Annotated in this window: 16 protein-coding genes and 1 pseudogene; 8 read left to right on the forward strand and 9 right to left on the reverse strand. The window is 65.5% G+C overall.

The features are described from left to right. Both FFS09_RS17385 and FFS09_RS17390 read left to right on the forward strand, forming a co-directional pair. The coding region (locus FFS09_RS17385) for a transposase (RefSeq protein WP_137920160.1) at positions 1 to 103 on the forward strand (103 nt) is incomplete at its 5' end. Positions 104 to 391: 288 nt separating this feature from the next. Further along, positions 392 to 1615, forward strand: a complete 1224-nt coding sequence (locus FFS09_RS17390; protein ID WP_137920161.1) for a right-handed parallel beta-helix repeat-containing protein — start codon at positions 392 to 394, stop codon at positions 1613 to 1615. Between the two features lie 30 nt (positions 1616 to 1645). On the opposite strand, the gene icmF is transcribed toward FFS09_RS17390, so the two are convergent. The 5 genes from icmF to FFS09_RS17415 form a co-directional block, all read right to left on the reverse strand. After that, positions 1646 to 4939: a fused isobutyryl-CoA mutase/GTPase IcmF gene (gene icmF / locus FFS09_RS17395; protein ID WP_137920162.1), complete on the reverse strand. Its 3294-nt coding sequence runs from the start codon at positions 4937 to 4939 to the stop codon at positions 1646 to 1648. 37 nt (positions 4940 to 4976) lie between these two features. Continuing rightward, complete coding sequence (locus FFS09_RS17400) at positions 4977 to 5867, reverse strand: PPK2 family polyphosphate kinase (protein WP_137920163.1); 891 nt, start codon at positions 5865 to 5867, stop codon at positions 4977 to 4979. Between the two features lie 137 nt (positions 5868 to 6004). Beyond that, positions 6005 to 7981, reverse strand: coding sequence for a TRAP transporter large permease subunit (locus FFS09_RS17405; protein ID WP_137920164.1), 1977 nt, complete (start codon positions 7979 to 7981; stop codon positions 6005 to 6007). Continuing rightward, positions 7978 to 8598 carry a TRAP transporter small permease subunit gene (locus FFS09_RS17410; protein WP_137920165.1) on the reverse strand — a complete coding sequence of 207 codons (621 nt, stop codon included), beginning with the start codon at positions 8596 to 8598 and terminating at the stop codon, positions 7978 to 7980. Before FFS09_RS17410 ends, FFS09_RS17405 begins: the two co-directional genes overlap by 4 nt. 88 nt (positions 8599 to 8686) lie before the next feature. After that, positions 8687 to 9796, reverse strand: coding sequence for a TRAP transporter substrate-binding protein (locus FFS09_RS17415; RefSeq protein WP_137920166.1), 1110 nt, complete (start codon positions 9794 to 9796; stop codon positions 8687 to 8689). A 181-nt stretch (positions 9797 to 9977) separates the two neighbouring features. Between FFS09_RS17415 and FFS09_RS31170 the strand changes: the two are divergent. The 3 genes and pseudogenes from FFS09_RS31170 to cqsA all read left to right on the forward strand — a co-directional run. Continuing rightward, positions 9978 to 10478, forward strand: a pseudogene (locus tag FFS09_RS31170) (MBL fold metallo-hydrolase); the annotation flags it as partial. A gap of 213 nt (positions 10479 to 10691) precedes the next feature. Next, the gene (locus FFS09_RS31175) at positions 10692 to 11102 is read left to right on the forward strand and encodes a rhodanese-like domain-containing protein (RefSeq protein ID WP_252374413.1); all 411 of its coding nucleotides are present in this window, start codon (positions 10692 to 10694) and stop codon (positions 11100 to 11102) included. A 160-nt stretch (positions 11103 to 11262) separates the two neighbouring features. After that, positions 11263 to 12528 (forward strand): alpha-hydroxyketone-type quorum-sensing autoinducer synthase, encoded by a 1266-nt coding sequence (gene cqsA, locus FFS09_RS17425; RefSeq protein ID WP_137920168.1) that lies wholly within the window; start codon positions 11263 to 11265, stop codon positions 12526 to 12528. Here cqsA and FFS09_RS17430 read toward each other — a convergent pair. Both FFS09_RS17430 and FFS09_RS17435 read right to left on the reverse strand, forming a co-directional pair. Next, positions 12516 to 13502: a response regulator gene (locus FFS09_RS17430; protein ID WP_137920169.1), complete on the reverse strand. Its 987-nt coding sequence runs from the start codon at positions 13500 to 13502 to the stop codon at positions 12516 to 12518. The genes cqsA and FFS09_RS17430 overlap by 13 nt on opposite strands. A gap of 7 nt (positions 13503 to 13509) precedes the next feature. After that, complete coding sequence (locus FFS09_RS17435; RefSeq protein WP_252374411.1) at positions 13510 to 14670, reverse strand: sensor histidine kinase; 1161 nt, start codon at positions 14668 to 14670, stop codon at positions 13510 to 13512. Positions 14671 to 14940: 270 nt separating this feature from the next. Here FFS09_RS17435 and FFS09_RS17440 point away from each other — a divergent pair, with 270 nt between their 5' ends. Beyond that, a complete protein-coding gene (locus FFS09_RS17440) occupies positions 14941 to 15609 on the forward strand; it encodes a helix-turn-helix transcriptional regulator (protein WP_137920171.1) in 669 nt (222 codons plus the stop codon). A gap of 34 nt (positions 15610 to 15643) precedes the next feature. Next, a complete protein-coding gene (locus FFS09_RS17445) occupies positions 15644 to 16414 on the forward strand; it encodes a type III pantothenate kinase (RefSeq protein ID WP_137920172.1) in 771 nt (256 codons plus the stop codon). Between the two features lie 63 nt (positions 16415 to 16477). On the opposite strand, the gene FFS09_RS17450 is transcribed toward FFS09_RS17445, so the two are convergent. Further along, positions 16478 to 17896: a wax ester/triacylglycerol synthase family O-acyltransferase gene (locus FFS09_RS17450; protein ID WP_137920228.1), complete on the reverse strand. Its 1419-nt coding sequence runs from the start codon at positions 17894 to 17896 to the stop codon at positions 16478 to 16480. A gap of 254 nt (positions 17897 to 18150) precedes the next feature. Here FFS09_RS17450 and FFS09_RS17455 point away from each other — a divergent pair, with 254 nt between their 5' ends. Further along, positions 18151 to 18405, forward strand: a complete 255-nt coding sequence (locus FFS09_RS17455) for an acyl-CoA-binding protein (RefSeq protein ID WP_137920173.1) — start codon at positions 18151 to 18153, stop codon at positions 18403 to 18405. Positions 18406 to 18441: 36 nt separating this feature from the next. Here FFS09_RS17455 and FFS09_RS17460 read toward each other — a convergent pair whose 3' ends face one another. Further along, a complete protein-coding gene (locus FFS09_RS17460; RefSeq protein WP_137920174.1) occupies positions 18442 to 18783 on the reverse strand; it encodes a polyhydroxyalkanoic acid system family protein in 342 nt (113 codons plus the stop codon). Positions 18784 to 18794: the final 11 nt, after the last annotated feature.

Raw genomic sequence — 18794 nt, forward strand, 5'->3', positions numbered from 1 at the left:
CAACAACACCATCAAGGTCATCAAGCGCCGAGCCTATGGCTACCGCGATGAGGAGTACTTCTTCCTCAAGATCCGGGCCGCCTTCCCCGGTATTCCTCGATGAACCTTTTTTTGGCGCAACCCGGTCTGCGGCGCATTCAAAGCGTATGAGTTGTTACAGACCGGGAGGCCCGCTCTCCGGGGCCGAGGCCGAATCCGGTTACGAAAACTCACGTTCTGCGACCGGGCCGTGGCCGACATCGATCACACTGCCCCCCATTCTTCCGCAGGCTCTTCGGTAGCCTTCGCTGTGCGCCCCATTTTTTCCAGACGAATTTTGAACACATCCCACCACACCCCGATCCCGCGCGTTGACACCTCCCGTCCAACCCTTCCCCTTTTGACCCTGTTGATGATCGCCACCCTGAGTGCCTGCGGAGGCGGGGGTGGTGGCGACGGCGGCAGTACCGGTGGCGGCTCGTCCAATGACAGCGTCACGCAGTCCCCTTCGCCGCCGTTGTCCGGCGGCGCCGCGTGCAACGCCGCCGCGGGCCGTGTGCTGGAGGTCGGCCCCGGCAAGACCTACGCCGTGCCCAGCGCGGCGGCCGCCGTGGCGCAGTCGGGCGACGTGATCAAGATCGCGGCCGGCGACTACCGTGGCGACGCGGCCACCTGGAACGACAGCAACCTCACCATCTGCGGCGTGGGTGGGCGTGCGCGCCTGTACGCGGACGGCAGCAACGCCCAGGGCAAGGGCTTGTGGGTGGTGTCGGGATCGAACATCACCATCGACAACATCGAGTTCCGAAACGCCGCCGTGCCAGACCAGAATGGCGCAGGCATCCGCGCCGAACACGGCGGCGAACTGCGCATCCTCAACAGCGGCTTCTACGACAACGAGAACGGCTTGCTGGCATCGGCCGGCAACGGCAGCATCACCATCGAGAGTTCGGAGTTCGCCCGCAACGGCCGCGGTGATGGCTACACGCACAACATCTATGTCAACCAGATCGAGCGCTTGACGGTGAACTCGAGCTACTTCCACGAAGCCAGGATCGGGCACAACCTCAAGAGCCGCGCGCGCGAATCCATCATCCAGAACAGCTACTTCATGGACGGTCCCACGGGTACGTCGAGCTACCTGGCCGATTTTCCCAACGGCGGCCGCGTGGTCCTGAAGGGCAATCTGTTTCACAAAGGGCCCAACGCGGACAACGTGAACGCGATCGCCTATGGCCTGGAGGGCCTGTCGAACCCGTCGACCACGCTGGAGCTGGTGCACAACACCGTGGCCTTCACGCGTTCGGGCGGGGCCTTCCTGTCTGTTGCTGGTGGTACGTCTTCGGTCAGGCTCACGGCCAACCTGTTTGCGGGCACCGGCAACCAGAATCTGTTTGCCAGTGGCTACGCCAGCGGCAATGCGGTGCAGTTGAACAACGTCACGTCGGTGGCCAGCAACATCCCGGGTGCGACCAACATCGGCAACCCGAACTTCTGGCCCAACGCGGCGCTGCAGTCCTTGATCAACCTGTCGGTGGTGCCGGACGCGAGCTACACGCGGGATGCGCCCGCGCCTTACGCGTCGCGCGCGATCACAGGCAGCCGCAAAGTCGGCGCGCTGCAGGCCGCGCCTTGACAGCAGGCCCGGGCTTGGGCCCGGGCTGCTTCACATATTGCGCCGGTACTGCCCACCCACTTCAAACAGGGCGCTGGTGATCTGACCGAGCGAGCACACACGCACCGCGTCCATCAGCACCTCGAACACGTTGCCGTTTTCGATCACCGCCTGACGCAGGCGTTGCAGCATGGCCGGTGACTCGCTGGCGTGCAGGGTGTGGAAGTCCGCCAGGCGCTGCAACTGGTTCTGCTTCTCGTCGTCGGTCGAGCGCGCGAGCTCCAGCGTCTCGGGCGTTGTGTCGCCGTGCGGGTTTCGGAAGGTGTTCACGCCCACGATCGGGTACTCGCCCGTGTGCTTGAGCATCTCGTAGTGCATGGACTCGTCCTGGATCTTGCCGCGCTGGTAGCCGGTTTCCATCGCGCCCAGCACGCCGCCACGCTCGGCGATCTTCTCGAACTCCTGCAGCACGGCTTCTTCGACCAGCTCGGTGAGCTCGTCGATGATGAAGGCGCCCTGGTTGGGGTTCTCGTTCTTGGCCAGGCCCCACTCGCGGTTGATGATGAGCTGGATCGCCATGGCGCGGCGCACGCTGTCTTCGGTCGGCGTGGTGATGGCCTCGTCGAACGCGTTGGTGTGCAGGCTGTTGCAGTTGTCGTAGATCGCGATCAGCGCCTGCAGCGTCGTGCGGATGTCGTTGAACTGGATTTCCTGCGCGTGCAACGAACGGCCACTGGTCTGCACGTGGTACTTCAGTTTCTGACTGCGCTCGTTCGCGCCGTAGCGGTCGCGCATGGCCACCGACCAGATGCGGCGCGCCACGCGGCCGAGCACGGTGTACTCCGGGTCCATGCCGTTGCTGAAGAAGAAGCTCAGGTTGGGCGCGAAGTCATCGATGTGCATGCCCCGCGCCAGGTACGCTTCCACGAAGGTGAAGCCGTTGGAGAGCGTGAAGGCGAGCTGGCTGATCGGGTTCGCGCCAGCTTCGGCAATGTGGTACCCGCTGATCGACACCGAGTAGAAGTTGCGCACGTCGTGGTGCACGAAGTACTCGGCGATGTCGCCCATCACCTTCAACGAAAACTCGGTGGAGAAGATGCAGGTGTTCTGGCCCTGGTCTTCCTTGAGGATGTCGGCCTGCACCGTGCCGCGCACATTGGCCAGCACCCATTCGCGGATCTTGGCGGCCTCGGTGTCGGTAGGTTCGCGGCCATTCTCGGTCTTGAACTTCTCCAGGTTCTGGTCGATCGCGGTGTTCATGAACATCGCGAGGATGCTCGGCGCCGGGCCGTTGATGGTCATCGACACCGAGGTGGCCGGGTGGCAGAGATCGAAGCCGCCGTAGAGCACCTTCATGTCGTCCAGCGTGGCGATGCTCACGCCCGAGTTGCCCACCTTGCCGTAGATGTCGGGGCGTGGATCGGGGTCGTTGCCGTAGAGCGTCACCGAGTCGAACGCGGTGGACAGGCGCTTGGCGGCCATGCCTTCGGAGAGCAGCTTGAAGCGGCGGTTGGTGCGGAAGGCATCGCCTTCACCGGCGAACATGCGGGTGGGGTCCTCGCCCTCGCGCTTGAAGGCGAAGGTGCCGGCGGTGTACGGGAAGCTGCCGGGCACGTTGTCGAGCATCAGCCACTTCAGGATTTCGCCGTGGTCTTCGTACTTCGGCAGCGCGACCTTGCGGATGACGGTGCCCGAGAGGCTCTTGGTGGTGAGCGCCGTGCGGATTTCCTTGTCGCGGATCTTCACCACATACTCGTCGCCCGCGTAGGCCTTCTGCATGTCGGGCCACTGCGTGAGCAGCTTGCGCGCGGCCGGGTCCTGGTCGAGCACGCGCACCTGCACGAGGTCGTCCACCGCTTCGGCCGCACGGGCACGGTCGGGCTTGTCGGCGCGCAGCATCTCCGCCGTGGCGTTGAGCTGCTGCAGCGTGCGCGCCAGGCGCGACTGCTCGATCGCTTTCTTCTTGTAGCCACGCACGGCGTCGCTGATCTCGGCCAGGTAGCGCGTGCGCGCGGGCGGCACGACGGGTGTCTGGTTGGTGCTGTGGCGCACCTTTACGGCGGGCAGGCGGCCTTCCTGCAGGGGCAGGCCGAGTTCGCTCAGCCTGGACTTGAGGGCCTGGTACAGCGCGGTCACGCCGTCGTCGTTGAAGCGCGCGGCCATGGTGCCGAACACCGGCATCTGGTCGGGTGGCGTGCTCCAGGCTTCCTGGTTGCGCTGCACCTGCTTGGACACATCGCGCAAGGCATCGAGTGCGCCCTTGCGGTCGAACTTGTTGATGGCCACGAAGGCGGCGAAGTCCAGCATGTCGATCTTCTCGAGCTGGCTGGCCGCGCCGAACTCGGGCGTCATCACGTACATGGGTACATCGACGTGCGGCACGATGGCCGCGTCGCCCTGGCCGATGCCCGAGGTTTCGACCACGATCAAGTCGAAGCCGGCGCACTTGCAGGCTGCGATCACGTCGGGCAAGGCGGCGCTGATTTCGCTGCCGAAGTCGCGCGTGGCCAGCGAGCGCATGTACACGCGCTGACCCTGGCTCCACGGGTTGATGGCGTTCATGCGGATGCGGTCGCCCAGCAGCGCACCGCCGCTCTTGCGGCGCGAGGGGTCGATGGAGATCACGGCCACGCGCAGGCGGTCGTCCTGGTCCAGCCGCAGGCGGCGGATGAGTTCGTCGGTGAGCGAGGACTTTCCCGCGCCGCCGGTGCCGGTGATGCCGAGGACGGGCACGGTCTTCGTCTTCGCCTGCTCCCGCAAGGCGGCGACGATGGCCTCATCAGCGCTGCCGTTTTCCAGTCCGGTGATGAGTTGCGCCAGTGCACGCCAGTTCATCTCGCCCTGGCCTTCGATGGCCGCCAGCGCCTTCGGCGCGTAAGGGCTGAGGTCGCGGTCGCAACGCATCACCATTTCACCGATCATCCCGGCCAGGCCCATTCGCTGGCCGTCTTCAGGGCTGTAGATGCGCGCCACGCCGTAGTCCTGCAGTTCACGGATTTCGGCCGGCACGATCACGCCGCCGCCGCCGCCAAACACCTGAATGTGCTCACCCCCACGGCTCTTGAGCAGGTCCACCATGTACTTGAAGTACTCGACGTGGCCACCCTGGTACGAGCTGATGGCGATGCCCTGCGCGTCTTCCTGCAGCGCGGCCGTGACAACCTCGTCGACCGAGCGGTTGTGGCCCAGGTGGATGACTTCGGCGCCCATGCCCTGCAGGATGCGCCGCATGATGTTGATCGCCGCGTCGTGCCCGTCGAACAGGCTGGCGGCGGTGACGAAACGCACCTTGTGCGTGGGACGGTAGTTGGCCAGGGCCTGGTATTCGGCGGACAGGTTGCTCATGGGGTCTCTCTCTACAGGGGGCGGGTGCGGGGGGGGGTTATTCGATGCGAAGGCCGGCCAGTTCGGGCTTGGCCGGTGGGTAGCGCAGGTCCAGTGCCTTGAGGGTGTCGCGCACGATGGTCGCGATCATCAGGTTGCGGTGGGTCTTGGAGTTGGCGGGCACCACGTTCCAGGGCGCCCAGGGCGTGCTGGTGGCGCTCAGCAGCGATTCATAGGCACGCTGGTACTCTGCCCACTGCTTGCGCACCTCGATGTCACCGAGGCTGAATTTCCAGTGTTTGGTGGGATCGTCCACACGCTCCTGCAAGCGTTGGCGCTGTTCATCGGCGCTGATGTGCAGCATGAACTTCAGCACGACGGTGCCGGTCTCGGCCAGCAGGCGTTCGAAGTCATTGATGTGCGCGTAGCGCCGTGCCGTCTGCGCAGGCGTGATCCACTGGTTGGCCACGGGCACGAGCACGTCTTCGTAGTGGCTTCGGTTGAAGACCATGATCTCGCCCACGCCCGGCACCTGTTGGTGGATGCGCCAGAGCGGGTCGTGCGCGCGCTCGGCTTCGGTGGGGGCTTTCCAGCCGACGGTGTGCACGCCCAGCGGGCTGGTGCGCGCGAACACGCCGCGCACGGTGCCGTCCTTGCCAGCGGTGTCGGTGCCTTGCAGCACCACCAGCATCTTGAAGCGGCCATCGGCGTACAGCAGGTCCTGCAAGCCGTCGAGCTCCTCGGCGATGGCTTGCACGGCGGCCTGGTCCGTTGCCTTGTCGCCGCAGGAGTAGGGCTTGGCATCGGGCTTGAATTTCTTGAGAAAGATCTTCTTGCCGGACGGATCGCCTTCCGATGGATCGATCTGCCAGTCGCACCACGGGCCGCGCTTGCCCGCGCGCACGGCCGCGAGCGGGAAGGGCAAGGGGGTGGCGGTCTTGCGGGGCATGCAGTCTCCGGGAGGGGCTGGTGGCGCGATTTTTCGCGCATCCATCTGGTTGACGTTTACGTAAACGTAATAGTAACCCTATTTGCCAAAAAAAAGGGCGCCAAAGCGCCCTCGGGGGTTGAACGGCCGGTGCCGCATTACTTGTAGAGCAGCTGTGGCAGCCACAGGCCGATCGCCGGGAACATGTACAGCAGCACGATCGCCAGGATCTGGATGCCCATGAACGGCAGCATGCCCAGGAAGATCTGGTTCAGCGTGACGTGGGGTGGGCTCACGCCCTTCAGGTAGAACGCGGCCATGGCCACCGGCGGGCTGAGGAACGCGGTCTGCAGGTTCAGCGCGACCAGCAACCCGAAGAACAGCGGGTCTACGTCGAAGTGCGCCAGCAACGGAATGAAGATCGGCATGAAGATCACGATGATCTCGGTCCATTCCAGCGGCCAGCCCAGCAGGAAGATGATGACTTGCGCCATCACCAGGAACTCGATCCGGGTGAGGTTCATGCTCAGCACCCATTGTTCCACCAGCGCCTGTCCACCCAGCAAGGCGAAGGCGGCGGAGAAGATCGCCGAGCCGACAAACAGCCAGCACACCATGGCCGAGGTCTTGGCGGTCAGGTAGACCGATTCCTTGAGCACGGACATGTTGAGCCGACGGTAGGCCGCGGCCAGCAGCATGCCCCCGAGCGCGCCCATGGCGGCGGCTTCGGTCGGCGTCGCCAGCCCGAGCACGATCGAGCCCAGCACGCTCAGGATCAGCAGCATGAGCGGGAAGAACGACGCCAGCAGCATCTTGAAGATCTCGAGCCGCGCGAAGCTGAGGAACAGGTAGAAGAGCGTGACGAGTGAGCCCAAAACCGCGAAGAAGACCCACCACCAGGTGGGTGCGGGCTGCACCGTGGCGGTTTCGGTCGCGGCGCTGTCGGCATTCGCCGCGTCCAGGGCAGGTGGCTCGGTGGCCGTCTTGTCGGCGTCGCCCGAAGCGTCGGGTGGCGCTTGCAGGGTGCCCGATTCCGCAGGGATGTCGGGATCGGCCGGAGGCTCTGCCAGTCCACCCGATTCAGAGGGTGGCTCGGCCAACCCGCCCGACTCTTCGGCTGGCGGTTCGGCCAGACCGCCGCTGTCGGAAGCGCTGGAGCGGCTGGCGCCGATTTCTTCGATCTCGTACACCGCCTCGGCCTGCACCGTCGTGACGGCTTCGTAGCTCGGGATCATGACGGCCGCGAAGATCAGCGCGGGCAATGCCGCCACACCGATTTGCTTGAGCAGGTGCGACATCGGCACGCCGCTGTTGCGCTGGCCCTTGAGCAGGCGCAGCAGGGCGTGCGCGGTCGGGTCGGTCGTCAGGCGTTGCGTCAGTGGCGGGAGATCGACCTTGCGTTCCTCGGCCGTCAACGGCGGGGCCCACTGCGGTTTGAGTTTGGCCACGATGATCACGTACACCACGTACAGCGATGCGAGCATCACACCAGGGAAGAAGGCGCCGGCGTACAGCTGAACCACCGACACGCCGGCGGTGGCGCCGTACACGATCAGCAGCACCGAGGGCGGGATCAGGATGCCCAGACAACCCCCGGCCGTGATCGCGCCTGCCGCCAGCGGCACGCTGTAGCCAGCGCGAAGCATCGCGGGCAGCGCGAGCAGGCCCATGAGCGTCACCACCGCGCCGACGATGCCGGTGGCGGTGGCAAAGATGGTGCAGGTCACAAGCGTGGCCACGGCCAGCGCGCCGGGCAGCCTGGCCAGAGCCAGGTGCATGCTCTTGAAGAGCGATTCGATCAGGTTGGCGCGCTCGACCAGGTAGCCCATGAACACGAACAGCGGCACCGCGATGAGCACGTCGTTGGCCATGGTCTTGTAGGCCGACTGCACCATCAGGTCGAGGGTGCGCGTGACATCCCGGTCATAGGCCATCCAGGTGAACACCATGCCCATGCCCATGAGCGTGAACGCAGTGGGAAAGCCGAGCATGATCGCGACCACCACCAGAGACAGCATCAACAGGCCGAGGTGGCCCTGCGTGATGGTCTCGGCGCGCAGCAGCACGACGCCCGCCAGCACCACGACGATGACCATGAAGCTGAGGCCGAACCAGAGTTCCTTGCGAATCTTCATTTGGTGGTCTCCTTGGCAACCACCACGGCATCGAGTGCGGCAATGTCCGCGTCTTTCACGTTGACCATCTCCTTGAGTTTTTCGACGTCCACTTCCTGCACGTCGTCTTCGCGTGCGGGCCAGACGCCCGTTTGAATGCACTGCACGCAGCGCACGATTTCCACGATGCCCTGCAGCAGCAAGGTGATGCCCGCCAGCGGGATCACGTACTTGAAGGGGTAGAGCGGCAGCGGGTCGGCCGAGAAGGTCTGTTCGCGGATGGCGAGCGACTCGCCCGCATAGATCCAGCCCGCCCAGGTCAGCGCGATGATGCCGGGCAGGAAGAACACGATGTAAAGCACCAGATCCACCGTGGCCTGGGTGCGGGGTTGGAAGAAACCATAGAGCACGTCGCCGCGGACGTGCCCGTTCTTGGACAGCGTGTAGGCGCCGGCGGTCATGAACATCGCGCCGTACAACATGATCTGGGCGTCCAGCACCCAGGCGTGCGGCTGGTTCAGGACGTAGCGCGAAAAAACTTCCCAACTGATCAGCAGCGTCAGCAGCAAGGCGCACCACGCGAAGACTTTGCCGATGAAGGTCGACAAGCGGTCAATCGACCACAGGATGGATTGCATCAAGATTCCTCAGCCGGCGCAGGAAAACGGGCAAAAAAAGAGGGGCATCGCGCCGGCGCCATGCCCCTTCCTCCGGTGTCGGCGTGGATCAGCGCTTCTTGGCGAAGTAGTGGTTGTAGGCCATCTTGAAATCGACGCTGTAGTCGTTGTTCCACTGACCCGCGCGCTCGGCAAACGCCTTTTGCGAGTCGAGCACCTTCTTGAACATCGGGTTCTCGGTGGACTTCTTGGCCACCGTCTTGTCCCAAGATGCGAGTTGCTGGCGCAGGATCGCATCGGGCGTCTTGTAGAACTTGATGCCCGCCTTCTTGAGCTCGATGTAGTCCTTCGAGTTGCGGTCGATTGCCTTCCAGCTCATGTCGGCGCTGGAGGCTTCCGCGGCGTACTCAATGACGGCGCGCAACTCGGCCGGCAAGGCGTTGAGCTTGGTCTTGTTGAACAGGATTTCGAATTGCTCGTTGCACTGGTGGAAGCTTTGCAGCATGCAGTTCTTGGCCACGTCGGGGAAGCCGAGCACGCGGTCGCTGGAGGCGTTGTTGAACTCGGCCGCGTCGATCAGACCACGGTCCAGTGCCGGCACGATCTCGCCACCAGGCAGCGGGTTCACCGCCAGGCCCATGTCGGTGAACACGTCCACCGCCAGACCCACGGTGCGGAACTTCAGGCCTTTCATGTCGGTGACCTTGGACACCGGCTTCTTGAACCAGCCCAGTGGCTGCGTGGGCATCGGGCCATTCAGATACGACACCACGTCCAGGTTGAGGCCCTTGTAGATCTCCTCCATCAGGGCCTTGCCACCGCCGTACTTGTGCCAGGCCAGCACCATGTTGGCGTCCATGCCATAGCCCGGGCCGGAGCCCCAGAGCGCCAGCGCGGAGTTCTTGCCGTACCAATACGCGACCACACCATGACCGCCATCCAGCGTGCCTTTGGCCACCGCGTCGAGCAACTGGAACGCCGGTACCACGGAGCCCGCTGGCAGCACCTCGATCTTCAGACGACCGCCCGCCATGTCGTTGACCTTCTTGGCGAAGTCCTGGGCGTATTCGTGGAAGATGTCCTTGGACGGCCAAGTGCTCTGGAAGCGCAAGGTCGTGGTCTGCGCCATCGCCACCATCGGCACGGACATCGTGCCAGCCGCAACGGCCGCGCCTTTGAGCATGCCTCGGCGCGAAGTGACGGTCTTCTTGTCAGTCATCTGTTGTCTCCAGTCGGGTTGATGAGCTTTTGATAATGCATCCAAGGTGCTGCTCTTATTCGCAGGGTTTTCACCGACCAGTGAATACGCAAGACGTAAATACGGCGTACTTTCTTCAAACCAGCACCCCTTTCGGGCGTGAAAAAATCTCTATAACGCATTGAATTTTTGAGTGACCACGATGAAACCGATTCAGCTTTTTGACCCTTCATCCAGCACCTACACCTATGTGCTGTTCGACCAGCTCAGCCGCGACGCGCTGATCATCGACCCGGTGGACGAGCAGATCGACCGCGATCTCGCGACCTTGCGGGAATACGGCCTCAAGCTGGTCTGGACGATCGAAACCCATGCCCACGCCGACCACATCACCAGCGCCGGTCGCCTGGCCGAGCTGGCCGGCGCCAAGACCGCGGCGCCGGTGGGCTGTGGCATCGGCACGGCGGGTGTTCAGCTGCAGGATGGCGACACGCTGAAGTTCGGCGACGAGGTGCTCAAGGCCCTGCACACCCCGGGCCACACCGCCGGCAGCATGAGCTTCGTCTGGCGAGACCACGTGTTCACCGGCGACACGCTGCTCATCAACGGCTGCGGCCGCACCGACTTCCAGTCGGGCAGCGCTGAAGCGCTGTACCGCAGCATCACCCGGGTGCTGTTCGCCCTGCCGGACGACACCACCGTGTGGCCGGGCCACGATTACCAGGGCCGCAGCAACTCGACCATTGGCCACGAGAAGGCGACCAACACGCGTGTGGTGGGCAAGAGCGAGGCCGAGTTCGTGGCGCTGATGGCGTCGCTGCACCTGCCACGCCCCCGGCGCATCGACGAAGCAGTGCCCGCCAACCTGAGCTCGGGCCTGCGGCACGACCTGGACGGCGCTTTGCAGCAGCGACCCTTGCCGCCGGCTGGCGCCCACCAAGGCAGCTACGCCGGCGATGTGTCGCCCGAGTTGGCCTGGCGCTGGGTGCAGGCCGGGGAGGCGGTGATCGTCGACGTGCGCACCGACGCCGAGCGCGAGTGGGTCGGCTTCGTCCCCGGTGCGGTGCCGGTGGCCTGGAAGCAATGGCCCGGCATGGCCATCAACCCCACGTTCGACCAGCAGGTGCGGGATGCCGCGAGCGGGAAAAAACTGGTGATGATGTGCCGCAGCGGCGTGCGCTCGATCGCCGCGGCCAAGCGCGCGACCGAACTGGGCATCGAGGCCTACAACATTCTCGAGGGCTTCGAGGGCGACCCTGACGCCGACGCCCACCGCGGGCACAAAGGCGGGTGGCGTTACCGCGGACTGCCCTGGCGGCAGAACTGAAGAGCCGCACGCCGGCGTGGCCATGCGGCACCGTCCATCGGCTTGCATGGCCCAAATTTGAGAAAAACGCCTCACTAACCCTGTCAAATCTGACAGGGTTTGTGTGATTTTTCACGGATTTCTTTTTTCAATGGGGTTTTCTAACCTGAAAGAGAACTCCATGGAAATCCTCGAACTCACGCGCGCAAGCACCCCCGTCAACCCGGCCTTGTCGGCGCACCTGTGCACCCGCATCGAACGCGACTTCATCCAGCGGTGGAACGACCTGTGGGGCGGGCGGTCGCTGGTGCACGGGCGCGATCCCGGCGCCGATGCGGTGCGGCTCAACGGCAACGACTACCTCAGCATCACCGGGCATCCCGCCATCATCGAGGCCCAGACGGCCGCCATCCGTGAGGACGCGGAGTTCGTCATCCAGTCGGGTTCGTTCCTGCTGGAAACCCACCCGGTGAGGGCCTTCGAGAAAAAGCTGGCCCACTGGATCGGCAAGGACGACGGCGTGTTGTGTCAGTCGGGATATGCCGCCAACATGGGTCTGCTGCAGTGCATCGCGGACCCGCAAACGCCGGTCTACATCGACATGCTGGCCCACACCTCGTTGTGGGAAGGTGCCCGACGGGCTGGCGCGCCCAGTCACGCGTTCCGTCACAACGATGTCGAGCACCTCAAACGCATGATCGAGAAACACGGCCCCGGCCTGGTGGTGGTGGACTCGGTGTACAGCACCACGGGCGCGCTGTCGCCACTGGTCGATGTGGTCGACGTGGCCGAAGCGGGCGGCTGCATGATTCTGGTGGACGAATCCCACTCGCTGGGAACGCACGGGCCGCAGGGCGCGGGCCTGTGCATGGAACTGGGGCTGAGCCACCGGGTGCACTTCATCACCGCGAGCCTGGCCAAGGCCTTTGCCGGGCGGGCCGGGTACTTCAATATCCCCGCGGGTTTGCGCAACTACATCCTGAGCACCAGCTACCACAACATGTTCAGTTCCTGCCTTTTGCCTCACGAAGTGGCCGCGCTCAATGCCACGCTGGATGTGATCAAGGGCTGCGATGCCGAGCGGCAGCGCCTGCACCAGCACACCCGCAAGATGCGGGACGTCTTCACCGACCTGGGTTACCCGGTGCACCAGGGCACCGAGCAGATCATCGCGCTGGAGGCCGGCACGGAGCCGGACACGCTGATCCTGAGGGACCGTCTGGAAGAGCGCAACGTGTTCGGCGCGGTCTTCTGCGCCCCCGCGACCACGCGCAACCGCACCATGGTTCGCCTGACGCTGCACGCGGCGCTGACGGATGCGGAACTGGACCACGTGACGGAGACGGCGCGGGAGATCGCGCCGCTGGTCAAGCCCTGGGACTGGCCGATTGCCCGGCGCGCCCGGTCGCGGTCGCAGGCAGATGCCGTCGCCGCTCAGCTGTCGTGAACGGCGCGCCCGCCCTGGGCCTCCAGAAAATGCCGGTAGGCATAGATGGGCTGGGGCAGGTCGGTCGGCGCGAGGGTGAACACCGCGCCGCAGAGCACGCCATCGTCGCCCACGGCAAAGGCGGGTGCGGTGCGCACCGGCCCGCGCAGGCCCATCTGCTGGTGCAGCTCCACGGCCGCCAGCCGTTGGCCGGCGCGCACCGCGCGCACCGAATCGAAGCCCAGCCCGGCCGAGCCGGCGAGCTCGGCCAGGTCGGGCAGGCTGGCGGTGGATTCCAGCTGCAGCCAGTGGCACTGGCCCATGGCGTCCAGCCCGATCAGGCCAAAAGGTTCGCCCAGCACCACGTACTCCACCCAGTGTTGTTCGGTGTAGCTGCGCAGGCTTTTCGCCACCGAGGGAATCTGCAGCATGGATTGCTGGGCCGGTCGCAGCGCGGCGCGCCACAGGGTGTTCAGGCGCGGATGCGGCGTTTGCGCCAGTTTGCGCAGCACGCCGAGCAGGTGGCGCGTGATGTCGGTGGTCTGCTTGGGCACGAACTGGTCGATCAGGCCGTTGTTGAACGCCTGGATGGCGATCTGCTCGTCGGCCTGCCCGGTGAGCAGCACGCGTGAGCCTGGCCAGTCGAGCAAGGTGTTGAGCACCTTGAGCCCGTCGGTGCCGGGCATGGCGTAGTCCACCACGCAGATCTGCGCCAGTTCGTAGCGCGAGGCGTTGATGGCCCAGTAGCGCAGCACCTGGGGCAGCAGCGGTTGGCCCTGGCGCCAGCGTTCGATCATCTGCAGCTGCGCCGTCGCGTCCGCCTCCCACCGGGCGGGCTCGTTCTGCATGCGCGCGGCGAAGCCCGAGGGCCGTGAATACAGCTCGACCTGCAGGTGGGCGGGGATCACCATGCCGAGCATTTCGAGGTAGTCGGTGTCGTCGTCCAGAAACAGGACGGCGCCAGGGCGGTGGAAAAGGGGAATAGTCAGTGCCATGGTGTCGTCAGCCAGGAGCGGCCGGTGCGGTCGCCGGTGCGGCGGTTGCTTGAAGGGTGAGGGGCAGGTCGATCATGAAAACCGCGCCCAGGCCGGGCTGAGAGTGAACGCTGAGGCGGCCCTGGGCCGTTTCCACCACGTTCTTGCAGAACGTCAGGCCCAGGCCGTTGCCGGCGCCGGCCTGGGTCGAGAAAAAGGGTTCGAAGATGCGCTGCTGCTGGTCGTGCGTGATACCGATGCCGTCGTCCGAGACGGCAATGCGGCCCTTGCCGCGGTGGATGCCCACTTCCACCCGCAGATCGCCCGGGCTGGGCGCGGTGCTCGCCGCGGCCAGCGCGTGCAAGGCGTTCTTGAGCAGGTTCGTCAGCACCTGCGCGAACAGCGGGCGCGAGGCGGTGAAGGCGAAATCGGTCTGGATGTGCACCTGCACGCAGTCCCGCTCCCGGGATGAGCGGTAGGGATACTGGCTTACCACCTCCTGCACCAGTTCGGCCGCCATGATGGTCGACTGCTCGCGCGGCAGGCGCATGAGTTGCGCATTGGATATCTGGGTGTCGATCTGGCGGGTCATGCTGCGCACCAGGTTCTGCAGCCGGGTGGCCAACTCGTCGAGCTTCTTGCGCTTGGACTCGGGCACGTCCTGCTGCACCATGTTGCGCAGCACATCGCCCATCAGGTTGACCGTGGCCAGCGGCGTGCGCAGCTCGTGCGCCATCACGCCCATGGTGCTCAGCGTGTTGATCAGCCGGGTGCGGCGCAGGTTGGCGCTGGAGGCGCCCAGCAGAATGGCCACGCTCCAGGCGAATCCGATCACCACCGCGTTCTCCATCGGGATCGCGGGGGTCACCGGCGCGTCCACCAAGGCGCCGTGGGACGCCAGCCAACCCAGCACCAGGCCCGCCACGCTGCCGGCCGTGGCCAGGCGCCAGTCGGTGAGGTGGTAGTAGATGAGCAGCATGGCGCTCACGCTGGCCAGCCAGACGGAACTGCCGCCATTCATCCAGTACATCCAGAAGAAAAACACCGGCAGCGTCAGCCAGCAGATGGCGGCAAACACCAGAGCACTCTGGCGAGAGCCGGTGTCGCGCCGCATCGAAGGTGCAAAAAAGGCAAAACCCAGGCAGGCAATGGTCACGCGCACCGGCAGGCTTTCGTAGGTTTGGGGCAACAACGTGCTCCAAATCCAATAGAACAGAAGGTTGCCCAAGATGGTGCACAGCGCAGCCCAAGTCAACCGGGTCGGAGATGGGTGCAAAATCGGCTCCCACGGTGCTTGCACGACTTCGTCGAGCAACCACCTTTTGAGCCGCGCTTTAGCGCTGTGAACCCACAACCGGTCCAACCGCAATATGTACTCCTGCAAGAATGCCCCAGCCGGCGCCTTGATGGGCCAAGATCGATCAGCGGCCATTGTGTATGCAACAGGGTGTTGCAAACCATGACCTTGCCTGTCAACTTTGACAGTGTGGGCCTGGACGGCATTCTGGCCGATTGGGTGTGCGCGTTGCGCGATCAGGGGGTGGAAGCCGTGCTGGTATTGGGCCCAAGCCCGCTGGGTGGGCGCGATCAGCGCGAGGTGCTGGCGATACACCCGCCCCGGCTGCTGGGCCCCGCCGAGGCGCTTGCCGAAAGCCGCGACTTCGGCGCCGGCTGGCGCGACAGCGATGCGCCGCTCGTGGCCTGGCAGGACATTTCCAAATCCGCTTTCGAGCAGTCGAGCCGCTGGCGCCGCCTCTGGCTGGCGCATGGGTACCAGACGCTCGTGCGCGTGGCATTCAGCCTGCCGGCGGGCCGGGCATTCGAATGCTTCATGTTCAGCCCGCGCGCCTTTGTCGACCGCTCCGAGGCGGCGGTGCTGGCGTGGTCGGCGTTCAATGTGTGGCCGATGCTGCGGCGCACGATCGCGGAGCAGCGGGTCAGCCTGAGCCCGCGCGAACTCGAAAGCCTCAACCTCGCGTTCGAAGGCCTCACCGCGCGCGAAACCGCGCTGCGCATGGACTGCTCGGAGCGCACGGTGAACTACCACCTGGCCAATGCCATGGCCAAACTGCAGACCGACAACAAGCTCGCCGCCGTGCAGCGCGCTTGCTGGATCGGCCTGATCTGATCCCTTTCTGCAACCCCTTGCACATACGCCGCCCATGACTTTGTTGGCCCTGGACGTTGGGAACACCCGCCTGAAATGGGCGCTGTACGACGCACCGCGCGTCGGCGCCACCTTGCTGGCCAGCGGCGCCCAGTTTCTCGAAAACATCGAAACCCTGGAAGAGGGCGACTGGGCCCGGCTGCCGTCGCCGCGCTGGGTGCTGGGCTGCATCGTGGCCGGCGATGCGGTCAAACGGCGCGTCGAAGAGCAGCTCGAGCTGTGGGACGTGACGCCGCGCTGGGTGGTCTCGAGCAGCGCCGAAGCCGGCCTCACCAACGGGTACGACCACCCGGCCCGCCTGGGTTCGGACCGCTGGGTCGCCATGATCGGTGCGCGTCAGCGGCTGCTGGCGAACGGGCCCGCCCGCCCTTGCGTGGTGGTGATGGTGGGCACGGCCGTGACGGTGGAAGCGATCGATGCCGACGGACGCTTTCTGGGCGGCATCATCCTGCCCGGCCACGGCATCATGCTGCGCGCGCTCGAATCGGGCACGGCGGGCCTGCACGTGCCCACCGGCGATGTGCGCGACTTTCCCACCAACACCAGCGACGCGCTCACCAGCGGCGGCACCTTTGCCATTGCCGGCGCGGTGCAGCGCATGGTGGAAAACCTGCGCCGCCATTGCGGCGAGGACCCGGTGTGCATCATGACCGGGGGCGCGGGCTGGAAGATGGCGCCCAGCATGTCCACCGGCGTGGAGCTGGTGGAGAGCCTGATTTTTGACGGGCTGCTGGAGGTGGCCGACCGCCGTCTGGCGATTGCCTGAGCGATCCGGCCGGATCGGCCCCTGTGGGGGGCGGCGACCCGTGCTGCGGCGCAGCGTGGGGTTCTATTTCCCTTCGCCCCAGGGCAGCATCAAGGTCACCGTCAACAGGTTCGCGAACTCCGGTTCGAACCGGTCGATGATCTGCTGCGGGTCCGGGCACAGCGTGGTGTCGGCGATCACGCCGAACTGCACGCCACCGCCGTAGCTCAGGATCGACACGCCCAGGCCCACGGTGCCGGTCTGCGGCACCCAGAACATGGTTTGCTCCAGCGTCGAGCCGCACACCTTGAGCTTCGCACCCGGCCCAGGCACGTTGGTCATCACCGCCGTGGTCTTGCGGCTGAACAGGTTCAGCAAGGCGTCCTGGGCGGGTTTGATCAACAGGCCCGCGACCGACAGCAAACCGAAAGCGAGCAGCGGCTGCAGGCTGCCCTTGAGTTCGTTCATGCGCGCGCGCACCGCGAACACGCGTTCGATCGGATTGTCCACACCGATCGGCAACACCAGCGGCACCAGGCCAAAGCGGTTGCCCAGTTTCCAGGCCTCTTCCATCGGGCGCAGGTTGATCGGGACCATGGCACGGATCTCCTGGCCCTTTGTGTCGTCGCCCAGGCCGCGCAGGTACGCGCCGATCGCGCCGGCCACGCATGCCAGCAACACATCGTTCACCGAGCAGTTCAGCGCCTTGCCAATGGCCTTGACTTCGTCGAGCGGGATCGGCTCGCACCAGGCCACGCGCTTGGCGCGGCCGGGCTGGCCCTTCAGGCGCGTGGGCGAATCGTCGGGCATGAGCGCGAGCGAGGCCAGGTCGCTGGCAAGTTGGCCGCCCATGCGCGCGATGTCCGCGGCCTGGCCCAGGGTCGCGCCCAGGCTTTTCTGCGGTGCGGCCAGCATCGACAGCGACTTGGCCGCGCCGCCGCCCGCCGCCTCGAGGGCGCGCGCGGTGATGTCGCCGAAGGGGCGTATCAAGGTGTCGGCCAGCCAGTCCTCCGCGCCCGCGCTGGGCTTGCGGCTCTTGCGCTGCGGCGGCGCGCCGCCACCGTCGACCAGGCTCATCATGACGCTGATCAGCGCGATGCCGTCGGCGATGCAGTGGTGGATGCGCGCGATCAGCGCCGAGCCGCCGCCGTAGTTTTCGATCAGCTCGAAGCGCCAGAGCGGGTGGTCGTGGTCCAGCGGTTGCATGGCGAGTTCGCCCACGCGGGCCTGCAGCGCGTCCTGCTCGCTCTGGCCCTTGCGGCGGGCCAGCTTGTGCGTGACCACATGGCGGTCGAGCTGGAAGTCGGGGTCGTTCGCCCAATGCGCGCCGGCGGCGTCCTCGCGCGCGGTCTGCACGAAGCGGCGGTAGGGCAGCAGCCGATCGCGCACACGTTCGGCCAGCGCGGCCGGGGTGATGCCGGGGCGCAGGATCCACACGCCCACGATCATCATCAGGTTCGACGGCGAGTCCATGCGCAGCCAGGCCGTGTCGACCTTGCTCATGCGCTCGCCTTCGATGCCCAGCGTGCTGTTCAGGGCCTGCGACACCGAGGCGCGAGCGCCGTTGAGCAGCGCGCCCGGTGAGCGTCCTTTGGCGGGGCGCACGGCGGCGGGGGCGGTGCGGGCGGCGACGCGTTGAACCATGGGTGCTCCTCGGGTCTTTGGGGTTGTGGCCCTATTGTGCAGAGGGGCCAAACCGTAAGATAGCGGGACACCCCTAAGCGGGGTCTTCCCCATTCAACCAGGAGCACGCATTCATGGCCGACCTCAAGTCCCGATTCGAAGCCGCAGTGGCCAATTCCAAGAACCTGAGCGAGCGCCCCGACAACGCCACGTTGTTGAAGATCTACGCGTTGTACAAACAAGCCACCACCGGCGACAACGCCGAGAAGAAGCCGGGTTTTGGCGACATGGTGGGGCGCGCCAAGTGGGACGCCTGGAATGGCCTGAAGGGCACGTCGGGTGACGACGCGATGCAGCAGTACGTCGACCTGATCGAATCGCTGCAATAAGCAAGGCCCACCGAGTGGCCACCACAGAAAGCCGGCTCAGCCGGCTTTCTTCTTTTTGGCGGCCGCCTTTTTGGCCGCGGCCGGTTTCTTGCCGGCCAGCAGCGTGTCGAGGTTCTTCACGATCTCGTCCTCGATGCGGTCCTTGAACGCGCCCAGCAGGAAGCCCAGGCGCGCGTCCAGCTCGAAGCGCTCGGCCGACACCTTGAGCGTGCCGTTCACGCCGGAGCGGGTGAACTGCACTTCGTCGCAGTCATTGCCCTCTTCGTAGGTGCAACTCATGTCGAACTCGTTCTCGGCCTGCTCGGCCCAGCGCCAGGCCAGCTGGCGCGCGGAGGCCAGGCCCAGGGTGTGGTCGCGTTCGATGTGGATGTCTGCCATGGCTGTGCCTC

Origin of the sequence: Hydrogenophaga sp. 2FB, assembly GCF_005503365.1 — a bacterium.
Classification (GTDB): Bacteria; Pseudomonadota; Gammaproteobacteria; order Burkholderiales; family Burkholderiaceae_C; genus Hydrogenophaga.

Bases quoted from the DNA above. Each gene is read 5' to 3' on its own strand.
- FFS09_RS17390 (WP_137920161.1), top strand. From the start codon at position 392: ATGATCGCCACCCTGAGTGCCTGCGGAGGCGGGGGTGGTGGCGACGGC.
- icmF (WP_137920162.1), bottom strand. From the start codon at position 4,939: ATGAGCAACCTGTCCGCCGAATACCAGGCCCTGGCCAACTACCGTCCC.
- FFS09_RS17400 (WP_137920163.1), bottom strand. From the start codon at position 5,867: ATGCCCCGCAAGACCGCCACCCCCTTGCCCTTCCCGCTCGCGGCCGTG.
- FFS09_RS17405 (WP_137920164.1), bottom strand. From the start codon at position 7,981: ATGAAGATTCGCAAGGAACTCTGGTTCGGCCTCAGCTTCATGGTCATC.
- FFS09_RS17410 (WP_137920165.1), bottom strand. From the start codon at position 8,598: ATGCAATCCATCCTGTGGTCGATTGACCGCTTGTCGACCTTCATCGGC.
- FFS09_RS17415 (WP_137920166.1), bottom strand. From the start codon at position 9,796: ATGACTGACAAGAAGACCGTCACTTCGCGCCGAGGCATGCTCAAAGGC.
- cqsA (WP_137920168.1), top strand. From the start codon at position 11,263: ATGGAAATCCTCGAACTCACGCGCGCAAGCACCCCCGTCAACCCGGCC.
- FFS09_RS17430 (WP_137920169.1), bottom strand. From the start codon at position 13,502: ATGGCACTGACTATTCCCCTTTTCCACCGCCCTGGCGCCGTCCTGTTT.
- FFS09_RS17440 (WP_137920171.1), top strand. From the start codon at position 14,941: ATGACCTTGCCTGTCAACTTTGACAGTGTGGGCCTGGACGGCATTCTG.
- FFS09_RS17445 (WP_137920172.1), top strand. From the start codon at position 15,644: ATGACTTTGTTGGCCCTGGACGTTGGGAACACCCGCCTGAAATGGGCG.
- FFS09_RS17450 (WP_137920228.1), bottom strand. From the start codon at position 17,896: ATGAGCAAGGTCGACACGGCCTGGCTGCGCATGGACTCGCCGTCGAAC.
- FFS09_RS17455 (WP_137920173.1), top strand. From the start codon at position 18,151: ATGGCCGACCTCAAGTCCCGATTCGAAGCCGCAGTGGCCAATTCCAAG.
- FFS09_RS17460 (WP_137920174.1), bottom strand. From the start codon at position 18,783: ATGGCAGACATCCACATCGAACGCGACCACACCCTGGGCCTGGCCTCC.